Source organism: Rhizobium sp. WSM1274 (genome assembly GCF_025200775.1).
Taxonomy (GTDB): Bacteria; Pseudomonadota; Alphaproteobacteria; order Rhizobiales; family Rhizobiaceae; genus Rhizobium; species Rhizobium leguminosarum_I.
Genome location: NZ_CP104138.1, coordinates 1150527 through 1166821, shown reverse-complemented (window position 1 = coordinate 1166821; position 16295 = coordinate 1150527). Strand labels below are relative to the sequence as shown.

Annotated in this window: 20 protein-coding genes; 9 read left to right on the top strand and 11 right to left on the bottom strand. The window is 61.6% G+C overall.

Annotated elements, in window-relative coordinates; genetic code table 11:
* Positions 1 to 5 precede the first annotated feature (5 nt).
* Complete coding sequence (gene dmeF / locus N2600_RS05940) at positions 6 to 953, bottom strand: CDF family Co(II)/Ni(II) efflux transporter DmeF (protein ID WP_170258865.1); 948 nt, start codon at positions 951 to 953, stop codon at positions 6 to 8.
* Positions 954 to 1036: 83 nt separating this feature from the next.
* On the bottom strand, positions 1037 to 1309 hold the full coding sequence (dmeR, locus tag N2600_RS05935) for a Ni(II)/Co(II)-sensing transcriptional repressor DmeR (RefSeq protein ID WP_018446272.1): 273 nt from the start codon (positions 1307 to 1309) through the stop codon (positions 1037 to 1039).
* Between the two features lie 269 nt (positions 1310 to 1578).
* On the opposite strand from dmeR, the gene N2600_RS05930 reads away from it, so the two are divergent.
* Both N2600_RS05930 and N2600_RS05925 read left to right on the top strand, forming a co-directional pair.
* Positions 1579 to 2073, top strand: coding sequence for a GNAT family N-acetyltransferase (locus tag N2600_RS05930; RefSeq protein WP_260298408.1), 495 nt, complete (start codon positions 1579 to 1581; stop codon positions 2071 to 2073).
* Positions 2074 to 2140: 67 nt separating this feature from the next.
* Positions 2141 to 2770 (top strand): glutathione S-transferase family protein, encoded by a 630-nt coding sequence (locus N2600_RS05925; protein WP_260298407.1) that lies wholly within the window; start codon positions 2141 to 2143, stop codon positions 2768 to 2770.
* A gap of 84 nt (positions 2771 to 2854) precedes the next feature.
* Here N2600_RS05925 and N2600_RS05920 read toward each other — a convergent pair whose 3' ends face one another.
* From N2600_RS05920 to N2600_RS05910, 3 genes are all read right to left on the bottom strand, one after another.
* Positions 2855 to 3769 carry a cytochrome c gene (locus N2600_RS05920; protein ID WP_260298406.1) on the bottom strand — a complete coding sequence of 305 codons (915 nt, stop codon included), beginning with the start codon at positions 3767 to 3769 and terminating at the stop codon, positions 2855 to 2857.
* Between the two features lie 276 nt (positions 3770 to 4045).
* Positions 4046 to 4486, bottom strand: a complete 441-nt coding sequence (locus tag N2600_RS05915; RefSeq protein ID WP_017963500.1) for a c-type cytochrome — start codon at positions 4484 to 4486, stop codon at positions 4046 to 4048.
* Positions 4487 to 4677: 191 nt separating this feature from the next.
* Positions 4678 to 5313, bottom strand: coding sequence for a LysE family translocator (locus N2600_RS05910; protein ID WP_017963499.1), 636 nt, complete (start codon positions 5311 to 5313; stop codon positions 4678 to 4680).
* Between the two features lie 128 nt (positions 5314 to 5441).
* Between N2600_RS05910 and N2600_RS05905 the strand changes: the two genes are divergently transcribed.
* On the top strand, positions 5442 to 6134 hold the full coding sequence (locus N2600_RS05905; protein ID WP_017963498.1) for a helix-turn-helix transcriptional regulator: 693 nt from the start codon (positions 5442 to 5444) through the stop codon (positions 6132 to 6134).
* 22 nt (positions 6135 to 6156) lie between these two features.
* Here N2600_RS05905 and N2600_RS05900 read toward each other — a convergent pair whose 3' ends face one another.
* Entirely contained in the window at positions 6157 to 6927 is a 771-nt protein-coding gene (locus N2600_RS05900; RefSeq protein WP_260110464.1) for an SDR family NAD(P)-dependent oxidoreductase, read from the bottom strand.
* Positions 6928 to 7104: 177 nt separating this feature from the next.
* On the opposite strand from N2600_RS05900, the gene N2600_RS05895 reads away from it, so the two are divergent.
* Positions 7105 to 8013, top strand: coding sequence for an AraC family transcriptional regulator (locus N2600_RS05895; protein ID WP_260110463.1), 909 nt, complete (start codon positions 7105 to 7107; stop codon positions 8011 to 8013).
* Here the strand turns inward: N2600_RS05895 and N2600_RS05890 are convergent.
* Positions 8010 to 8855 (bottom strand): metallophosphoesterase, encoded by an 846-nt coding sequence (locus tag N2600_RS05890; RefSeq protein ID WP_260298405.1) that lies wholly within the window; start codon positions 8853 to 8855, stop codon positions 8010 to 8012. The two genes, N2600_RS05895 and N2600_RS05890, sit on opposite strands and share 4 nt — an antisense overlap.
* A 250-nt stretch (positions 8856 to 9105) precedes the next feature.
* A complete protein-coding gene (locus N2600_RS05885; RefSeq protein WP_003569477.1) occupies positions 9106 to 9708 on the bottom strand; it encodes a superoxide dismutase in 603 nt (200 codons plus the stop codon).
* 226 nt (positions 9709 to 9934) lie between these two features.
* Here N2600_RS05885 and N2600_RS05880 point away from each other — a divergent pair, with 226 nt between their 5' ends.
* The 3 genes from N2600_RS05880 (at position 9935) to N2600_RS05870 (ending at position 11912) form a co-directional block, all read left to right on the top strand.
* Positions 9935 to 10261: a hypothetical protein gene (locus N2600_RS05880; RefSeq protein WP_017963494.1), complete on the top strand. Its 327-nt coding sequence runs from the start codon at positions 9935 to 9937 to the stop codon at positions 10259 to 10261.
* Positions 10262 to 10368: 107 nt separating this feature from the next.
* Entirely contained in the window at positions 10369 to 11022 is a 654-nt protein-coding gene (locus tag N2600_RS05875; protein WP_170278327.1) for a class I SAM-dependent methyltransferase, read from the top strand.
* Between the two features lie 158 nt (positions 11023 to 11180).
* Entirely contained in the window at positions 11181 to 11912 is a 732-nt protein-coding gene (locus N2600_RS05870) for a sulfite exporter TauE/SafE family protein (RefSeq protein WP_222295725.1), read from the top strand.
* A gap of 17 nt (positions 11913 to 11929) precedes the next feature.
* Here N2600_RS05870 and N2600_RS05865 read toward each other — a convergent pair whose 3' ends face one another.
* The gene (locus N2600_RS05865) at positions 11930 to 12274 is read right to left on the bottom strand and encodes a nuclear transport factor 2 family protein (RefSeq protein WP_170258883.1); all 345 of its coding nucleotides are present in this window, start codon (positions 12272 to 12274) and stop codon (positions 11930 to 11932) included.
* A 428-nt stretch (positions 12275 to 12702) separates the two neighbouring features.
* Here N2600_RS05865 and N2600_RS05860 point away from each other — a divergent pair, with 428 nt between their 5' ends.
* Positions 12703 to 13938 (top strand): multidrug efflux MFS transporter, encoded by a 1236-nt coding sequence (locus N2600_RS05860; protein WP_222386180.1) that lies wholly within the window; start codon positions 12703 to 12705, stop codon positions 13936 to 13938.
* On the opposite strand, the gene N2600_RS05855 is transcribed toward N2600_RS05860, so the two are convergent.
* Complete coding sequence (locus tag N2600_RS05855) at positions 13935 to 14549, bottom strand: TetR/AcrR family transcriptional regulator (RefSeq protein ID WP_260298403.1); 615 nt, start codon at positions 14547 to 14549, stop codon at positions 13935 to 13937. The two genes, N2600_RS05860 and N2600_RS05855, sit on opposite strands and share 4 nt — an antisense overlap.
* A gap of 117 nt (positions 14550 to 14666) precedes the next feature.
* Here N2600_RS05855 and gstA point away from each other — a divergent pair, with 117 nt between their 5' ends.
* Positions 14667 to 15350, top strand: a complete 684-nt coding sequence (gene gstA / locus N2600_RS05850) for a glutathione transferase GstA (protein WP_222281915.1) — start codon at positions 14667 to 14669, stop codon at positions 15348 to 15350.
* A 39-nt stretch (positions 15351 to 15389) separates the two neighbouring features.
* Here gstA and nadE read toward each other — a convergent pair whose 3' ends face one another.
* Positions 15390 to 16223 carry an ammonia-dependent NAD(+) synthetase gene (gene nadE / locus N2600_RS05845; RefSeq protein ID WP_017963487.1) on the bottom strand — a complete coding sequence of 278 codons (834 nt, stop codon included), beginning with the start codon at positions 16221 to 16223 and terminating at the stop codon, positions 15390 to 15392.
* Positions 16224 to 16295 lie beyond the last annotated feature (72 nt).

Sequence of the window (16295 nt, the reverse complement as noted above, 5' to 3'; positions counted from 1 at the left end):
CTCGATCATGCGGCACGCGTGACCTCGACCGTCACGTGCGACAATTCCTCCAGCGCCGAGAGCCTGCCCTTGTAGAAAGCCGGATCGCGGGGCTGCGAGGTGAGGACGGCGACGATTGCGGCATGATGGCCAGGGCCGACCTGCCAGACATGCAGATCGGTGATCCGGTCGTCCTCCGTCTCGATGGCGCCACGGATCTCGGCCGGCAGCGTCTCGCCTTCGGAAATGACATCGAGCAGGACGCCGCCGGAAGATTTCATCAGGCTCCAGGACCAATTGGCGATCACCAACCCGCCGACGAAGCCCATCAGGGGATCGAGCCAGAGCCAGCCGTAAAGACTGCCGAGCGTCAGCGCCGCGATGGCGAGCACCGAGGTCAGGGCATCGGCGATGACATGCAGATAAGCAGCGCGGATATTGTTGTCGCTGGTCTTTGCGTGGTGGCCATGTCCGTGATGCGCATGATCGCCATGCGCGACGTGGCCTTCACCGGCCAGCAGCCAGGCGCTCACCAGATTGACCGCAAGGCCGACGACCGCGACGGCGATCGCCTGGGCAAAACCGATCGGCACGGGATTGGAAAGGCGCAGCAGGCTTTCCCAGGCCATCAGCAGGGCGATCAGCGCAAGGATGATGGCGCTGGCGAAGCCGGCGAGATCGCCGAGCTTGCCTGTACCGAAGGTGAAACGCGGATTGCGCGCCTGCCGGCGGGCAAAGAGATAGGCGAGCGCTGAAATCAGCAGAGCGCTGGCATGGGTCGACATGTGCCAGCCATCGGCGACCAGCGCCATGGAGCCGTAGACGGTGCCGGCGGCGATTTCCGCCACCATCATCACCGCTGTCAGCGCGATCACCAGCCAGATGCGCCGCTCGTTGCGCCTATGATCGGCGCCGAGGAAGACATGATCATGTTCCAGGGCATCAATTCCAGCCTTCTCGATTCCGGCACTCATGACAGGCTCCTTCGCCACCGCTATAAGCTTATGTTTTTACGCAATTCTCGGCAAAATCGCTTCACACTTTTCCTGGAATTGCTCTAGCGCATATAGGTTCTCAACACTTCCGATATTTCCTCAACCGCCTCCGCCCTCGCCGCATCGTCGGCGGCATTCAGCACATGCTCACGCAGATGGTCGTCGAGAACCTCGCCGGTCAGCCCGGTCAGCGCGCCGCGGACGGAGGCGAGCAGTTGCAGGATCTCGCCGCAGGGGCGCTCGGCCTCGAGCGCGCGCTCGACCGCCTCCATCTGCCCCTTCAGGCGGCTGATGCGGGCGACGAGCTTCTTTTTCTGCAGGGTGGTGTGGGACATGATGGACCTGCATATAGCATAGGGGGGTATAGTATCAAGAGTGAAGCCCGAGCTCAACGCCTGTGATGGGCTTGAATCCGCCATTGACAAAGCCCGCGTTTCCGACGATCTATCATCCATGATCAAGAACGCGCACCAGAGCCGCTCGTATTTTTGGCTGTACCTGTAAAGGGCGGCCGGACAAGATCATATTGTCAACAAGCCGCCGTCAGGCGGCTTTGTTGTACCAGCAGCGTCCTGACGGCAGACTATCAAAGGACGCGAAGACCATGACCGAAATCGAAGACAGCGAAATTTCACTGATGCGCCCATCGGTGGTAACCATCCGCGCAGCCAAGCCGCGCGACCTGCCCGAACTCGGCGAGATGATCGCCCTGCTTGCCGCCCATCACGGCGATGCTGCTGCGACAACGGCAGAGCAGCTGGAGCGCGACCTCTTCGGGCCTTTGCCCTGGATCAATGCGCTCGTCGCCGAGACCGACGAAGGGCTGATCGGCTACGCCATTCTCGTGCCGCTCTACAGGGCGCAGGAAGGCAAGCGCGGCATGGACCTGCACCATCTCTTCGTGCGTGACGGCCATCGCGGCCACGGCACCGGCCAGCTGCTCGTCGACCGGGCGCGCGAGACCGCCCGCAATGCCGGCTGCGGCTACCTCTCCGTCAGCGCCGCGACCGGAAACCTGCTGGCGCACCGCTTCTACGAACAGCTGGATTTCACCCCGCGTCCGGTGACCGGCATGCGCTACATGCAGTCGATCGCCTAAAGCGCGCCGCGATCTTTCAGAATCGCTTGATCGGCGCTTTAAGTCTTTATTTTTGTTAGGAGCTTTCATGCCTGATTTCAAACTTCATTGCTTCGCTCTTTCCGGGAACTGTTACAAGGTCGCACTCTTCTTTGCGCTTTCCGGCATCAAGTGGGAAAGCATTTTCGTTGATTATCTGGGCGGCGAAACGCGTACTGAAGAATGGCGAAAAACCATCAACGAACAGGGCGAGGCGCCTGTGCTCGAACATGGGCAAACCAAGATCAGCCAATCGGGGATTATCCTGGACTACTTGTCAGAGGTGACAGGCCATTTCGGGGCGCAGACGGCCGAAGAACGGCGCGACGTCATGCGCTGGATCCTTTTCGACAATCACAAGTTCACGAGCTATTACGCGACGCTGCGGTTCATCTATGGCCTCCAGAAGAGCGGCGAGACGCCAGTCGTCGAGTTTTTAAGACTGAGGGCCAAAGCTGCCTATGCAATTGTTGACGAACACCTCGCCGATCGGGCCTTCATGATTGGCGACCGGGTGACGATCGCAGACCTCTCTCTGGCGGGCTACGTCTTCATGCCGGAGGAAACCGGGATCGATCACAGCGCCTTTCCGGCAATCGCAGCCTGGAAAGATCGTATCAGCAACATGCCCGGCTGGCGCCACCCCTATGACCTGATGCCGGGTCCCACCTCCCTATAAACAGGCGTGGGACCTTGCGAAGGTGCCAAGCAATCAAGTGACCGTGCAGGAACCCTCGCGCGACTGGCATCGTTACTTCCATCGCTAACGGCTGGGCACGGCCTTCAGATAGGCGGCGATCGCCTCGCGGTCGGAGGCAGGCAGGCGGGCGATGTTCCGTTGCACATCAACCATCGAGCCGCCGACGGAATCGAAATCGGGGGTGAAGCCGGTTTCGAGGTAGCTCACGATATCGGCCTCGCTCCAGGAGCCGATACTCTTGGAGGCCGGCGTGATATCGGGTATGCGGCCCTTGCCTTCCGGATTGGGCGCGCCGGCAAGCCACATATCGGCCTTGAAGCCGCCGAGCGCATCACGCGGCGTATGGCATTCGCCGCAATGACCCGGGCCTTCGACGAGATACTGCCCGCGCTTGATCTTGTCGTTGCCCTTGGCGAGAGCCACGCGCGGCTGATCGTTGAGATAGAGGAATTTCCAGCCGCCGAGCGCCAGCCGGATGTTGAAGGGGAACGGCAGCTCATGCGGTGGCGCGACGTCTGTGCTTTTCGGCAGGGTTTTCAGGAAGGCGAAGAGATCGTTGACGTCCTTGTCGCTTATGCGGGAATAAGAGCCATAGGGAAAAGATGGGTAGAGATGCTCACCACCCGGGCCGACGCCGCGTTTCATCGCGTTGCCGAACTCGGCAAGCGTCCAGCCGCCGATGCCGGCCTTTTCATCCGGTGAGATGTTCGGCACGTGGAAGGTCCCGAAGGGGCTCTTCAGCGCCAGCCCGCCTGACAGCGTCAGCTTTGCATCGCCTTCGGAACCGGGTGCCGCATGACAGCTGACGCAGCCGCCTGCCCAGAACACCATCTGGCCGTTGGCCAGGTCCGGCGCGCCGAGACCCGCCCAATGGCTCTCCGGCAGCGGGTCGGGCGCAGTGACGAGATAGAAGGCGCCGCCGCCGAGCACGGCGACGCCGATCAGACAGAGCAGTAACCGGATGAACCTGCGGACCATGCGCCGCCTCCCCTTTTGCCAATGTTGCCGCCGTCGGTCCCACATAAAGCGATCCGCGCCGGCGGCAAGCCGGGCACGGATCGTGGATCCCCAGCATTCCATTTCCCCCGCGTCACGCGGAAGCAAGCCGCGCACCTTTGCTGGAGTTGCTGTCGTTTGTTGAGCAATTCCGGGCGCAAAACCGCTGCACACTTTTGCTGGAATTGCTGTCGTTTGTTGAGCAATTCCGGGCGCAAAACCGCTGCACACTTTTGCTGGAATTGCTCAGTCGGCCTATCACTCCTTGATACGATAGGCCTTGTGACAGCCCGCGCAGTTGGCGCCAAGCGTGTTGATCGTGGCGCCGACGGCGGCAGGATCGGCCGGAAGCTGGGCGAGCGCAGTTTCGGCGTCAGTGGAGAGCTTGGCGGCGCGCGCCTTGAAGTCATCCATGTTTTCCCAGATCTTCGGGCTCGCCTCTTTGTCGCCGGTCTCCGTGCCCGGCTTGAACTGATCGGGAAAAACCTTGGCCGTTGCGGCAATCTTCGTCAGCGCCGCCTTCACCGCCTCGGCGTCGTAAGGCTTCGTGCCCTTGGCGATGTCCGCCAGCGCGCCAGCCGAACCGCCGATCTGCTTCATCAAGGCAATGCGCGAATCATGGGTGCCGTCGGCGGCGGTCACCGAACCGAAGGCCATGCCGGCCATCGCTACAGCCGCAGCTATTGCTTTCCAATTCATATTCCTCTCCATTTTTCCTCGGCCAAGATGGCCGATGGCCAATCTGCACCGGGAGCATGACAAAATCCATGCCTCCGGGCAGTCACGTTTTGCCGGATCATCATAAAAACAATGTGATAGGCAGTTCTCTGCTTTTATGCATGTCGTTATCCCGAAACCGCTGCACACTTCCGGGCGACATGCAGTGGCGCTCAAGCGCTTTTCCACCCCTGCCAGAGGCTGAAGGCGGAGACCGCAACCAGCAGCAGTCCGGCGAAGCGGCCGACAAAGGCCGTGACGTCAGGGTTGGCGACGAGCAGGTCGCGGCTGCGGCCGGCCGTCATCGCCAGGGTGCCGTAGATGGCAAACTGGGTGACGACAGTCATGACGCCCATGATCAGCCCCTGCATCCAGATCGGGCCATATTCCGGTCTCAGGAACTGCGGATAGACGGCAAACATGAAGATATAGGCCTTCGGATTGACCAGACAGGTGACAGCGCCCTGGCGAAAAGCGCGCCAGCCGGAGCGTGCCGTTCCCGGCCCGACCGCCTCGACGGTGATCGAACTGCGGATCAGCGAGATGCCGATCCAGATCATGTAGGCAACGCCGGCAAAGAGCAGCACGTTGAAAAGCTGCGGCAGCATGGTGACGAGCACGCCGACGCCGGCCGCGCCATAGGCCGAATGCACCGCGCCGCCGGCCATGATGCCGCCGGTCGCCGCCAGCCCGCGTTTGACGCCGCCGGTCAGCGAATTGGCGAGCACGAAGAGCATGTCCATACCCGGCACGATGATGATGCCGAAGAGAAGGGTGAAGAAGAGCCAGAGGTTTTCATGGTAGTTCATGTCAGTTACCGCCTTCGGTTCTGCAGGCCATTTTCAAAGACCCTGATTGATTTCAATCTGATAGGCGGGTCTATACGCAAACCCAACTGACAGTGTATTGTCAGGAGCATTGGGATGGGAGAGGTAAAATGCGCAAGGCCTCCAGGCTTTTCGAGATCATTCAGATCCTCAGGCTGGCAAGAAAGCCGATGACGGCGGCGGCGATGGCCGAGACGCTCGAAGTGACCGTGCGCTCGATCTATCGCGACATCGCCGCGCTTCAGGCGATGCGGGTGCCGATCGAGGGCGAGCGCGGCATCGGCTACATCATGCGGCCGGGCTTCGACCTGCCGCCGCTGATGTTCTCGATCGAGGAGATGGAGGCGATCGTGCTGTCGCTGGCGCTGCTCGAACGCACTGCGGACGAGGAGCTGAAGCAGGCCGCGCGCCGGGTCAACCGGAAGATATCAGGCGCCGTGCCGGCGCCGCTGCGCCAGGCGATGGACAACAAGGCGCTTTATGCCTGGGGCTCGATTGCGCAGCCGGCAGGCTTCGACCTTGCTATCGTGCGCCGCGCGATCCGCGACGAACGCAAGCTGATGCTCGGCTACCGCGACGAACTCGGCCGCGCCAGCGAGCGGACGATCCGACCGATCGCGCTGATCTATTATTCGCAGACCGCCAATATCGTCGCCTGGTGCGAGTTGCGCCAGGCGATCCGCAATTTCCGCAGCGACCGGGTGGAGCACTGCGCGACGGCTGAGGATTTCTTCAAAGGCGACGGCGACCGGTTGCGGGAACTCTGGACCAGCGGTTGGACGGAGAAACCGATCGCCGTCTAGCCATTCGCCCAATCGCGATTATTCAGAGCGACATGCCGCCCGAAACCTCGATGCGCTGGGCGTTGACCCAACGGTTGGCATCGCTCAACAGGGAAGCGATCATCGGCCCGATATCGTCGGGCACACCGGCGCGGCCGAGTGCGGTCATAGAAGCGACTGCACGGTTGATCTCCGGATTGTCCCGCACCATGCCGCCGCTGAAATCGGTTTCGATGGCGCCCGGGGCGACGGTATTGACTGCAATGCCGCGCGGGCCAAGCTCCTTGGCCATGTAGCGCGTCAGCACCTCGACTGCACCCTTTATCGAGCCATAGGCCGAGGCGCCAACCATGGCCATTCGGGCGAGACCGCTGGAGAGGTTGACGATGCGGCCGCCGTCGTCGATCAGCGGCAGGAGCTTCTGCGTGAGGAAGAAAACCCCCTTGAAATGCAGGTTGTAAAGCTTGTCCATCTCCGCTTCGGTCGTCTCCAATATCGAGGCGTGGTAGCTGGTGCCGGCATTGTTGACGAGAAAGTCGAAATGCTCACGCCCCCAACCCTTGAGGATCTCGCGTACACTTTCGACAAAGGCATCGAACGCCGCCACGTTGCCGGCATCGAGTTGAAGTGCGGCGGCCTTGCGGCCGAGCGCCTCGATCTCGGCGACGACCTTCTCCGCCTCGTCGCGGTTCGAGTTGTAGGTCAAGATCACGTCGACGCCGCTCCTTGCCAGATTGACGACCGTGTTGCGGCCCAGGCCGCGGCTTCCGCCGGTAACGATTGCGACTTTCGAGGTTGAGTTCTGGTTAGGCATTTCAGGTACTCCTGATGTTTTGACAGGCCAGTTTTATGCGCCGCAAGCCTGGAATCCTGAATGCCGAAATCCCGCAATTTCTTGCCTATTCCTCCAAACGCCTTGCCCAGGCGGGCTGAGGGATTAAGATCATCCTCACCGGCGCGGCAGACAGACCCGCGTTCACTGGAGGCGAAGATGTCCGCAGATCTGAAGCAGGAGCTCAATGGGTACATGGATGCACATGGCGGAGGTGACGGGCTCTTTGCCACCGCGATCGACGGTTTTTTCCTGATGCGTTCCAGCACTCTCTCCATGCCGAAACCGGCGATCTACCGACCGGCGCTCTGCATCATCGTCGATGGCGCCAAGCAGCTCATGTTCGGAGAACGCCTTTTCGATTACGAAGCGATGCAAGCGCTGATCATCAGCGTCGAGATGCCGGCCTTCGGACAGGTGACGAAAGCCAGTGCCGAACGGCCGATGATCGCCATCAACCTGGAACTCGACGTCACTATCCTGCGCGAGGTGCTGGAGGAGATGGATGCACCGCCGAAGCCGGCAGGCGACGGCGGGCCGGGTGTTTTCGTACAAGAATTCGGCCCGGAGTTGCAGGACTGCATACTGAGACTGATCCGGACGCTCGCGGCGCCCAAAGCGATCCCAATCCTTCATCCGGCAATCATGCGAGAGATCAGTTTCTGGTTGCTTTCCGGAAAAAATGGCGATGAGATCTGCAAGCTTGCATTGCCCGACAGCCATACGCGCCGCGTGGCCGAGGCCATCTACCTGTTGCGCGGTAATTTTGCGCACGCCGTTCGGGTGGAAAAGCTTGCGGCGGCAGCCAGGATGAGCCCTTCCTCCTTCCACCAGCATTTCAAAATGCTAACCGCGATGACGCCGCTGCAGTATCAGAAGCAGTTGCGGCTACTCGAGGCCCGGCGGCTGATGGTGACCGATGGGTTCAACGCCGCAAACGCGGCCTATCAGGTGGGTTACGAGAGCGCCTCCCAGTTCAGCCGCGAATATGCCCGCATGTTCGGGACACCACCGAAGCGCGACATCAGTGAAATGAAGGCGATGCCGGCTGAGCCGGCAATCAGCTAAATGGAAAGCGTGCGGCTCGGCTCCCGGCCGAAGCCCCGGATTTCGATGCTGGAGGCATGGACCTCGACGATCGCGAAGGCATTTTCCGTCTCGGTGTCGACCACGCCCTTGAAATTGACGAAGTGGCAGGCGCCGGCGATGCCGTAATTGCTGACGTGGTCGTGGCCGTTGAGATAGGCGACGACATTGCGCTCAGAGGCGAGCAGCGCGACGATGCGCTCGCTGTCCCACATGCCGTGCTCACTGGGCGGATGCACCGGATAGTGATTCATGACGATCACCCTCTCGCCGACCTCGGCCGCTTTTGCGATTTCATCGCCAAGCCAGGCAAACTGCTCGTCGCTCAGCGCTGCATTCCAGCGATGGGCATTCCTGGCACCCTTGGCCTGCAGCTCCGCCAGCATCTCAGCGGCAAGCGCACGATGAGGATGGCCTTCGGGCGGCGCGAAGATGCTGACCTCATTGTCGTCAAGGACGATAAAGCGCCAGCCATGGCGGGAGAAGCTGTAATAGGGCGCCGGCATGCCGAGGCGCGCAGCGACGTCGGACAAGTGTCCTGCAGAGACCGAGAAATCGTGGTTGCCGAGCAGGAAGAGCGCCTCGTGCCTGAGCTTCTCGTAGACCGGCAGGATATCGTCGAAACTTGAAAAGCTCCGGTCGATGACGTCGCCGAGCGTCATCACGAAGCTCAATTCCCAGCCGTTGAAGACCTCGATCGCCGCGGCGACCTTGGCGAGGCTGTTGGCGTAATAGCGGTCCATCGCCACGTGCGGCGCGATGGCCGCATATTGTGGGTCGGCGATGATGCCGAAGCGGAACAGGGGAGAAACAGAAGAAGACATGGGGCGTGACCAGAGCATGATGCCGAAAAGTGTGCGCGGTTTTCGGACGACATCATGCTCTAACCATTTAATTAGAACAGGATTCAGACTTTAGGCCGACCCGGCCTAAAATCATCCTGTTCTAGGAGCGGCCGATGACAGGCATGTGACGGCTTCGCGTGAAAACAAAACACCCGGCGCTTTGGGGCGCCAGGTGTCAAATTCAAACAGGCTGACGCCATCGCCGCCATGGCGGCGAGTCTGATCCCGCTTACTTGGTGGCTTCTTCGTAGCGTTCCAGGACGTAGTCCCAGTTGATCAGGCTATCGACGAAGGCCTCGAGATATTTCGGGCGGGCGTTGCGATAGTCGATGTAGTAGGAGTGTTCCCAGACGTCGACGCCGAGGATCGGGGTGGCGCCGTGAACGAGCGGGTTTTCGCCGTTCGGGGTCTTGGAGATTTCGAGCTTGCCGTTCTTGACGGAAACCCAGGCCCAGCCGGAGCCAAACTGGGTGGCGCCGGCATTGGCGAAATCGGCCTTGAACTTGTCGTAGCCGCCGAGATCGGAGGCAAAGGCCGCTTCGAGCTTGCCCGGCAACTTGTTGCCGCCGCCGCCCTTCTTCATCCACTTCCAGAAATGGATGTGGTTGTAATGCTGGGCCGCGTTGTTGAAGAGGCCGGCATTGGTGCCGAAGGACTTCTTGACGACGTCTTCGAGCGAAAGGTCCGAAAGACCGGCTTCGGCGGCGAGCTTGTTGCCGTTGTCGACATAGGCCTTGTGGTGCTTGTCGTGGTGGAACTCCAGCGTTTCCTTCGACATGAAGGGAGCAAGCGCTTCGTAATCATAGGGAAGTTCAGGCAATTCGAAAGCCATGTCAGATCTCCTCTTGGCAATAGATTGCGTCTCGGCAGGTGAGGCGGAACATAGGAGGGGAAAGGGGGAGAGGCAACCGGCGAATTATCAAAAAACGACCCGGCCGGAGGAAAATTTGCCTCAGTTGCGGGTTGGAGTCGTGCGTAGAAATCGCCTGGGCAAATCATTGGGAATACCCGCCCCGAAAACCACTTTGCCTGTTATGGAGATCAAACGGAGCCCCGATATGAACAGGAATATAATCCAGCCTCTCGCCGCGGCCGCCCTGCTTTCGCTGGCAGGTGCGGCGCATGCCTCCTCCGATGACGCCTGGAAGCAGCTCGCCGCCGACGTCGAGGCCAAATGCAAGAAGGCGGCGGTCGCGATCGAAAAGCCCAGCGCCACCGTCGACCCCTTCGGCAGCTCGCATTACGGGCTTGCCCTGGTGACCGGCAAGCCGAAGGGCGCCAAGGGGCTGATCGCCCAGATCTGCGTCTACGACAAGCAAAAGAAAACCGTCGAGATCGGCAGCGAGCTGGATGTCACAAAGCTCGGGCTCACGCCGGCGAAATAGGCCGCTATGAGGTTACTTACCGTGCTGGTTTGTGCCTGCGTCACATTTCTGGGGAACCGAAGCCTACGCTCAGGAGTTGAAAGCCTGGGCTTTAGGGAGGTGCAGGCATGTCGGAGCTTCGCAGCAGGGCGGAAGATCAGCAGAAAATCTATCAGCGCTGGGCGCCAGTCTATGACCGGGTCTATCGCGGCATCCTGCGCGACGGCCACCGCAAGCTTGCTGCCCTCGCCGCCGCGGCCGGCACCGATATTCTGGAGATCGGCGTCGGCACCGGCCTGACGCTCGGGCATTACCCACGCCACTGCCGCGTAACCGGCATCGACATTTCCGAACACATGATCGCGCGGGCGCGCGAAAAGGCGAGACGCGAGAAGCTGCAGCATGTGCAGGCGCTTGATGTGATGGATGCGCATGCGCTCACCTTTGCCGACCGGTCTTTCGATGCGGTCTGCCTGCCCTTCGTCATCACGCTGATCCCCGAGCCCGAACGCGCGCTCGACGAATGCGCGAGAGTGCTCAGGCCGGGCGGCGAGATCATCCTTGCCAGCAAACTTGGCGACGGCGCCGGCCTGCAGGGCGTGATCGAGACGGCGGTGGCGCCGCTGGTGCGTCACATCGGCTGGTCCTCCGCCTTCCGTATTCACCGCATCGTCGCCTGGGCCGAGCGCCGCGGTGATTTCGCTCCTGCCGGTATTCTGCCGGTCTTTCCGAACGGCTTCTTCAAGATCATCCGGCTGAAGCAGCACGGAATTGCCGCCTGAGAACGGAAACTTTTTCCCGGCGTCGCGGGTTCTGCCGCATAATTCCTTAAACCGGAATCGACTTAAGGAGTTATGCGGCAATTCAAAGTGTTACAACGTCCTTTGCGCGTCTAAAGACGCGCGGCGCTGTAATGCTACCGTTTGTCTGAGGGGAATGCATGACATTGGATTTCTTCGTCTTCATCGTCGTGGGTTTCTGCGCGCAGATCGTCGACGGCGCACTCGGCATGGCCTTCGGCGTGCTGTCGACGACGAGCCTTCTCGCCTTCGGGGTGCCGGCCGCCAATGCCAGCGCCATGACGCATGTGGCGGAAATGTTCACGACCGCCGCTTCGGGCCTGTCGCATGCCTATCATCGCAATGTGGACTGGCGCCTGGTGGCGCGGCTTGCACCGGCCGGCATGATCGGCGGCGCGATCGGCGCCTATCTGCTTGCCAATATCGACGGCAAGATGATCGAGCCCTTCGTGTCGGCGTATCTGATCGCGATCGGACTGGTGATCCTCTACAAGGCCTTTCGGCCGCCGCCGAAGCGGGATGTTCGCGACTGGATGGTGCCGCCCGTCGGGTTCTGCGGCGGCGTGCTCGATGCGATCGGCGGCGGCGGATGGGGGCCGATCGTCACCAGTTCGCTCGTCAGCCGCGGCCATGACCTGAAGCGGGTGATCGGCTCGACCAACTTCACCGAATTCGCCGTGACGCTGACGATTTCCCTGACCTTCATGCTGACGCTTGGCTGGTCGGAGCTCAATTCGGCGATCGGCCTGATCATCGGCGGCGTCATCGCTGCCCCCTTCGGCGCGATCCTCGTCAAGCGGCTGCCGGTGCGGCCGCTGATGGTGGCGGTGTCGATGATCATCATCGGCACTTCGGCGATGCGGATCCTGTGAAGATCTGCGTTTTAGGGTCACAGATTCCGGCCGAAATAGACATCCACGGATGCGATCTTGTCGCCGCGGAAGCGAAGGCTCTCGATGTTGCGGAAGCTGCCGCCATCCCGTTTTTCGGCGCGGTAGCGGACAACCGCCTCGTCGCCGTCGATCGCCAGGAATTCGATGTCAAAACCTCGGAAGACCGGCTCCTTCGGCCAGCAGCGCTCGAAATAAGTCGTCCGGTCGATGTGGTCGTCACGCGGACTGGAGAAGGTGAAATCCTCAGTCAACATGGCGCCGACGATATCCTTGCGGTCGTCGAGATAGGCGGCGTAGAGATGACGGACGGTCTGTTCTCGGGATGTGCGCATGTCGCTCATGGCAATGTCCTCGGATTAACCGATTGCGTAATGCAATCGGTCTTCTTCTAGCACTTTTGCCTGAGAAGGTCCAGATTGCAGCGGCAATTTCCAAAAACAGGCCGCCGATCCCGGAAGCGCCGTCTTGAAGGACGGGCCACAGCGCGGCTATATCAGCGCGTGCCCGCCCTGGAACGACGGGCGCATCCGCCGCTAAGGCCCATGCGCTCGACATCGAAAGCTCGATCTCAGGACAGATTCACTGCGCCGATCTCCTCGCCGCGGTAAAGAACACATCGTTTCATTAGGCGCGGCGGAACTTCGCCTGCCGCATATTTCCTCAAATCGGAACCGATTTGAGGAAATATGCAGATTTCAATGTGTTACAGCGTCCTTTGCGCGCCTTAAAAGACGCGCGGCGCTGTAGAATCAATGCCGAGGCCGAGAGAATGACCGATACGCAATTGGACGCCGCTAGCGCCAGGCCGGGCTCGGTCTTCTGGAAGCGCAACCTTACCATCTCGCTGATCGGCTCCTTCACCACGATCGTGGCGATGACGCTGCTGCTTCCCTTCCTGCCGCTTTATGTCGAGGAACTCGGCGTCAGCGACCATGCTGACATCGTGCAATGGTCGGGCATCGCCTATGGCGCCACCTTCTTCGCCGCGGCTCTCGTCGCGCCGCTCTGGGGCCGGCTCGGCGATATTTACGGCCGCAAGCTGATGCTGGTGCGCGCTAGCCTCGGCATGACGCTGGCGATCTCGCTGATGGGCATGGCCGGCAACGTCTGGCAGCTGGTGGCGCTGCGCCTTTTCGTCGGGCTTGCCGGCGGTTATGCCTCCGGCTCGATGGTGCTGGTGGCGACGCAGACGCCGAAGGACCGTTCGGCCTGGGCGCTCGGCGTGCTCTCCTCCGGCATCATGGCGGGCAATCTCGTCGGGCCGCTGATCGGCGGGGCGCTGCCGCCCGTCATCGGCATCCGCGGCACGTTTCTTGCCGCCGGCGGCATGATCTTCCTTGCTTTTCTCGCCACATCCTTGCTGATCAAAGAGGAGAAGTCGCCAGCCCGCAAGCAGGCGGCTAAGGCCAGCGGCGGCTGGAAATCGATCGCCGACAAGCGGCCTGTCATCGCCATGCTGGCGACAGGCATGCTGCTGATGTTCGCCAATATGTCGATCGAGCCGATCATCACGGTCTATGTCGCGCAGCTCGTGCCCGTCGAATCCCAGGTGACGATGATATCGGGCATCGTCATGTCGGCGGCTGCCCTTGGCAGCATTCTGTCGGCCTCATGGCTCGGCAAGCTCGCCGACAGGATCGGCCATTGGCCGGTGATTGCAGGCGCGCTCGCCGTCGCCGGGCTGCTGCTGATACCGCAGGCCTTCGTCACCAGTTCCTGGCAGCTGATCATCCTGCGTTTCCTGATGGGTGTGGCGCTCGGCGGGCTGCTGCCCTGCATCGCCGCGGTCATCCGGCACAGCGTGCCGGATAGTGCGGCCGGCAGCATTCTCGGGCTTTCGATTTCCTCGCAATATGTCGGCCAGGTGGCCGGCCCCATCCTTGGCGGCTTTGTCGGCGGCCATATCGGCATGCGGGCGGTTTTCCTCGGCACCTCCGTGCTGCTTGTCGTCGGCGCGGCCTATGCCTGGATGGTACGGCCGCGGGATCCTAAGACATCCGGCTAAAGGGCTTTCCCACAGATCAGCTCGACGCCCGAGCGGGCAATCGCTTCCAGCGTCTCGCGGCTGTCGCCGGCACGGGCGCGGACGGCGAGCGAATGCATGACGGCGGAGGCAAGCCTGGCAAGCATCTGCGGATCGGCGCTTTGGGGAAGCTCGCCTCTTTCCATGCCAAGGCGCATGCGCTTTTCAATCTCGTCGTCGAAATCGTTGAGACTGCGGCCGAGCACCTCGCGGACCCGCTCATGCTGGACCGCCTCGGCCGATGCCGTGCCGATCAGCAGACAGCCGCGGGCCGCGGTTTCGCCATGCAGATAGATCGCCAGCGCACCGGCATAGACGCGGGCGATATTGTCGCGCAGCGGCAGTGACGGGTCGAGCGCCTCGGCGAGCGTATTCATGCCGTCCTGCCGATAGCCCTCCAGCGTATCGAGATAGAGATCCTCCTTGTCGCCGAAGGCGCCGTAAAGGCTCGGGCGGTTGAGGTTGGTCGCCGCACTCAGATTATCGAGCGAGGCGGCGGCAAACCCCCTGTCCCAGAAGACATCCCGCGCCTTGCCGAGCGCCGCCTGGGCGTCGAAAGCCCTCGGGCGGCCGCGCTTCTTCTCGTCCCTCATATTTGTACCGTTTCGCATTAAATTCTTGACGAGAACCATTTTATACGAAACAGTACAAATGTTCAACGCTATCGACGGGGTCGGCATCGACCGCCTCCATAAGGAGAGGAAACCGCAATGAAACTTTATATGCATGCCGCGGCCTGCTCGCTTTCGCCGCACATCATCTGCCGGGAGCTGGGCCTTGATATCGAGCTCGTTCCGGTCGACCGGCAGACCCACAGGACGAGCACCGGCGAGGATTATCTCGCGATCAACGGCAACGGCTATGTGCCGGCGCTGATGCTCGACGATGGCAAGGTGCTGACCGAGGGGCCGGCGATCGTGCAGTTCCTCGCCGACAGTGTGCCCGAAGGGGCAGCCCTTTTGCCTGAGCTCGGCAATATCCGCCGCAACGAGGTGCAATCCTATCTCAACTTCATCACCGCCGAGCTGCACAAGCCGATGGTGCTGCTCTTCAATCCGATTTATTCCAGCGTTCATAGGGAGGTCCGCGCGCTGATATCGAAGCGGCTGACATGGCTGAACGGTCGTCTTGCCGGACCCTATCTCACCGGCGATGCGTTCACGGTGGCGGATGCCTATCTCTTCGTCTGCCTGAACTGGTCGCCTTGGACCGATATCGATCTCAAGCAATGGCCGGCGCTGCACGGCTTCATGGCCCGTGTTGCGGCACGGCCGAAGGTGCGCGAGGCGCTGCAGGCCGAAGACCTCGAGGCCTTCGATGCCGACGGCGTCTATTTCGCGCCGCATGCCTATCTCGCTTCGTCAGGACGGACGGGCGAGCCGGTCAGGCCGTAAATCCAGGTCGCGTCCGCGCGCATCCCGCTTGGGCGACCGTCAGAGGGCGCTCACAGCCACCGGCAAAGCCCGCTTGTGGGCTGTCGCCCGATAGGCGGCGAGGATGCGGCGGCGGGCGATCTCGCCGACCGGCTTGCCTTCGAGGAAATCGTCGATCTCGTCATAGCTGACGCCATAGGCCTCCTCGTCGGGGCGCAGCGGCCGCTGGTCCTCGAGATCGGCTGTGGGCACCTTGAACACCAGTTCGTCCGGGGCGCCGAGCCGTTTTGCCAGCAGGCGGACGCGGCGCTTGTTGAGGCCGGCGAGCGGCAGGATATCGGCGGCGCCGTCGCCGAACTTGGTGAAGAAACCCATGACCGCCTCGGCCGCATGATCGGTGCCGATGACGAGGCTGCCAAGCGCCCCGGCAAGGGCGAACTGGGCAATCATCCGCTGGCGCGCCTTGATATTGCCGAGGATGAAATCCTGACGGCCAGCATCGGCAAAGGCGAGGCCGCCGTTTAGCGCAGCGGCAAGCATCGCATCCGCCGGCGCCTTGATGTTGACCACCATAGAGCGGTCGGCGCCGATCGTTTCCAGCGCCCTCACCGCATCGGCCTCATCCGCCTGGACAGCATAGGGAAGGCGCACGGCGATGAATTCGGCCGCATGGCCGCCTTCCCGCAGCTCGCGCACCGCCTTTTGAGCCAGCAGCGCCGCCGTCAGCGAATCGACGCCGCCGCTGATGCCGAGGACGTAGCCGCGCATGCCGGAGGCGACGAGATAGTCCTTGAGGAAAGCGGTTCGCCGTTCGATCTCCCGCTCAGGGTCGATATCGGCGGCAACACCCAGTTCACGGATGATCTCGCCTTGTTCGTCGAACAGCACAGTCATAGGCCTCTTCCTCCCCGCTTACGGAATTTCGGTGTCACTATGGCGAAAAGATGGGGGAGGACGAAGCCGTTT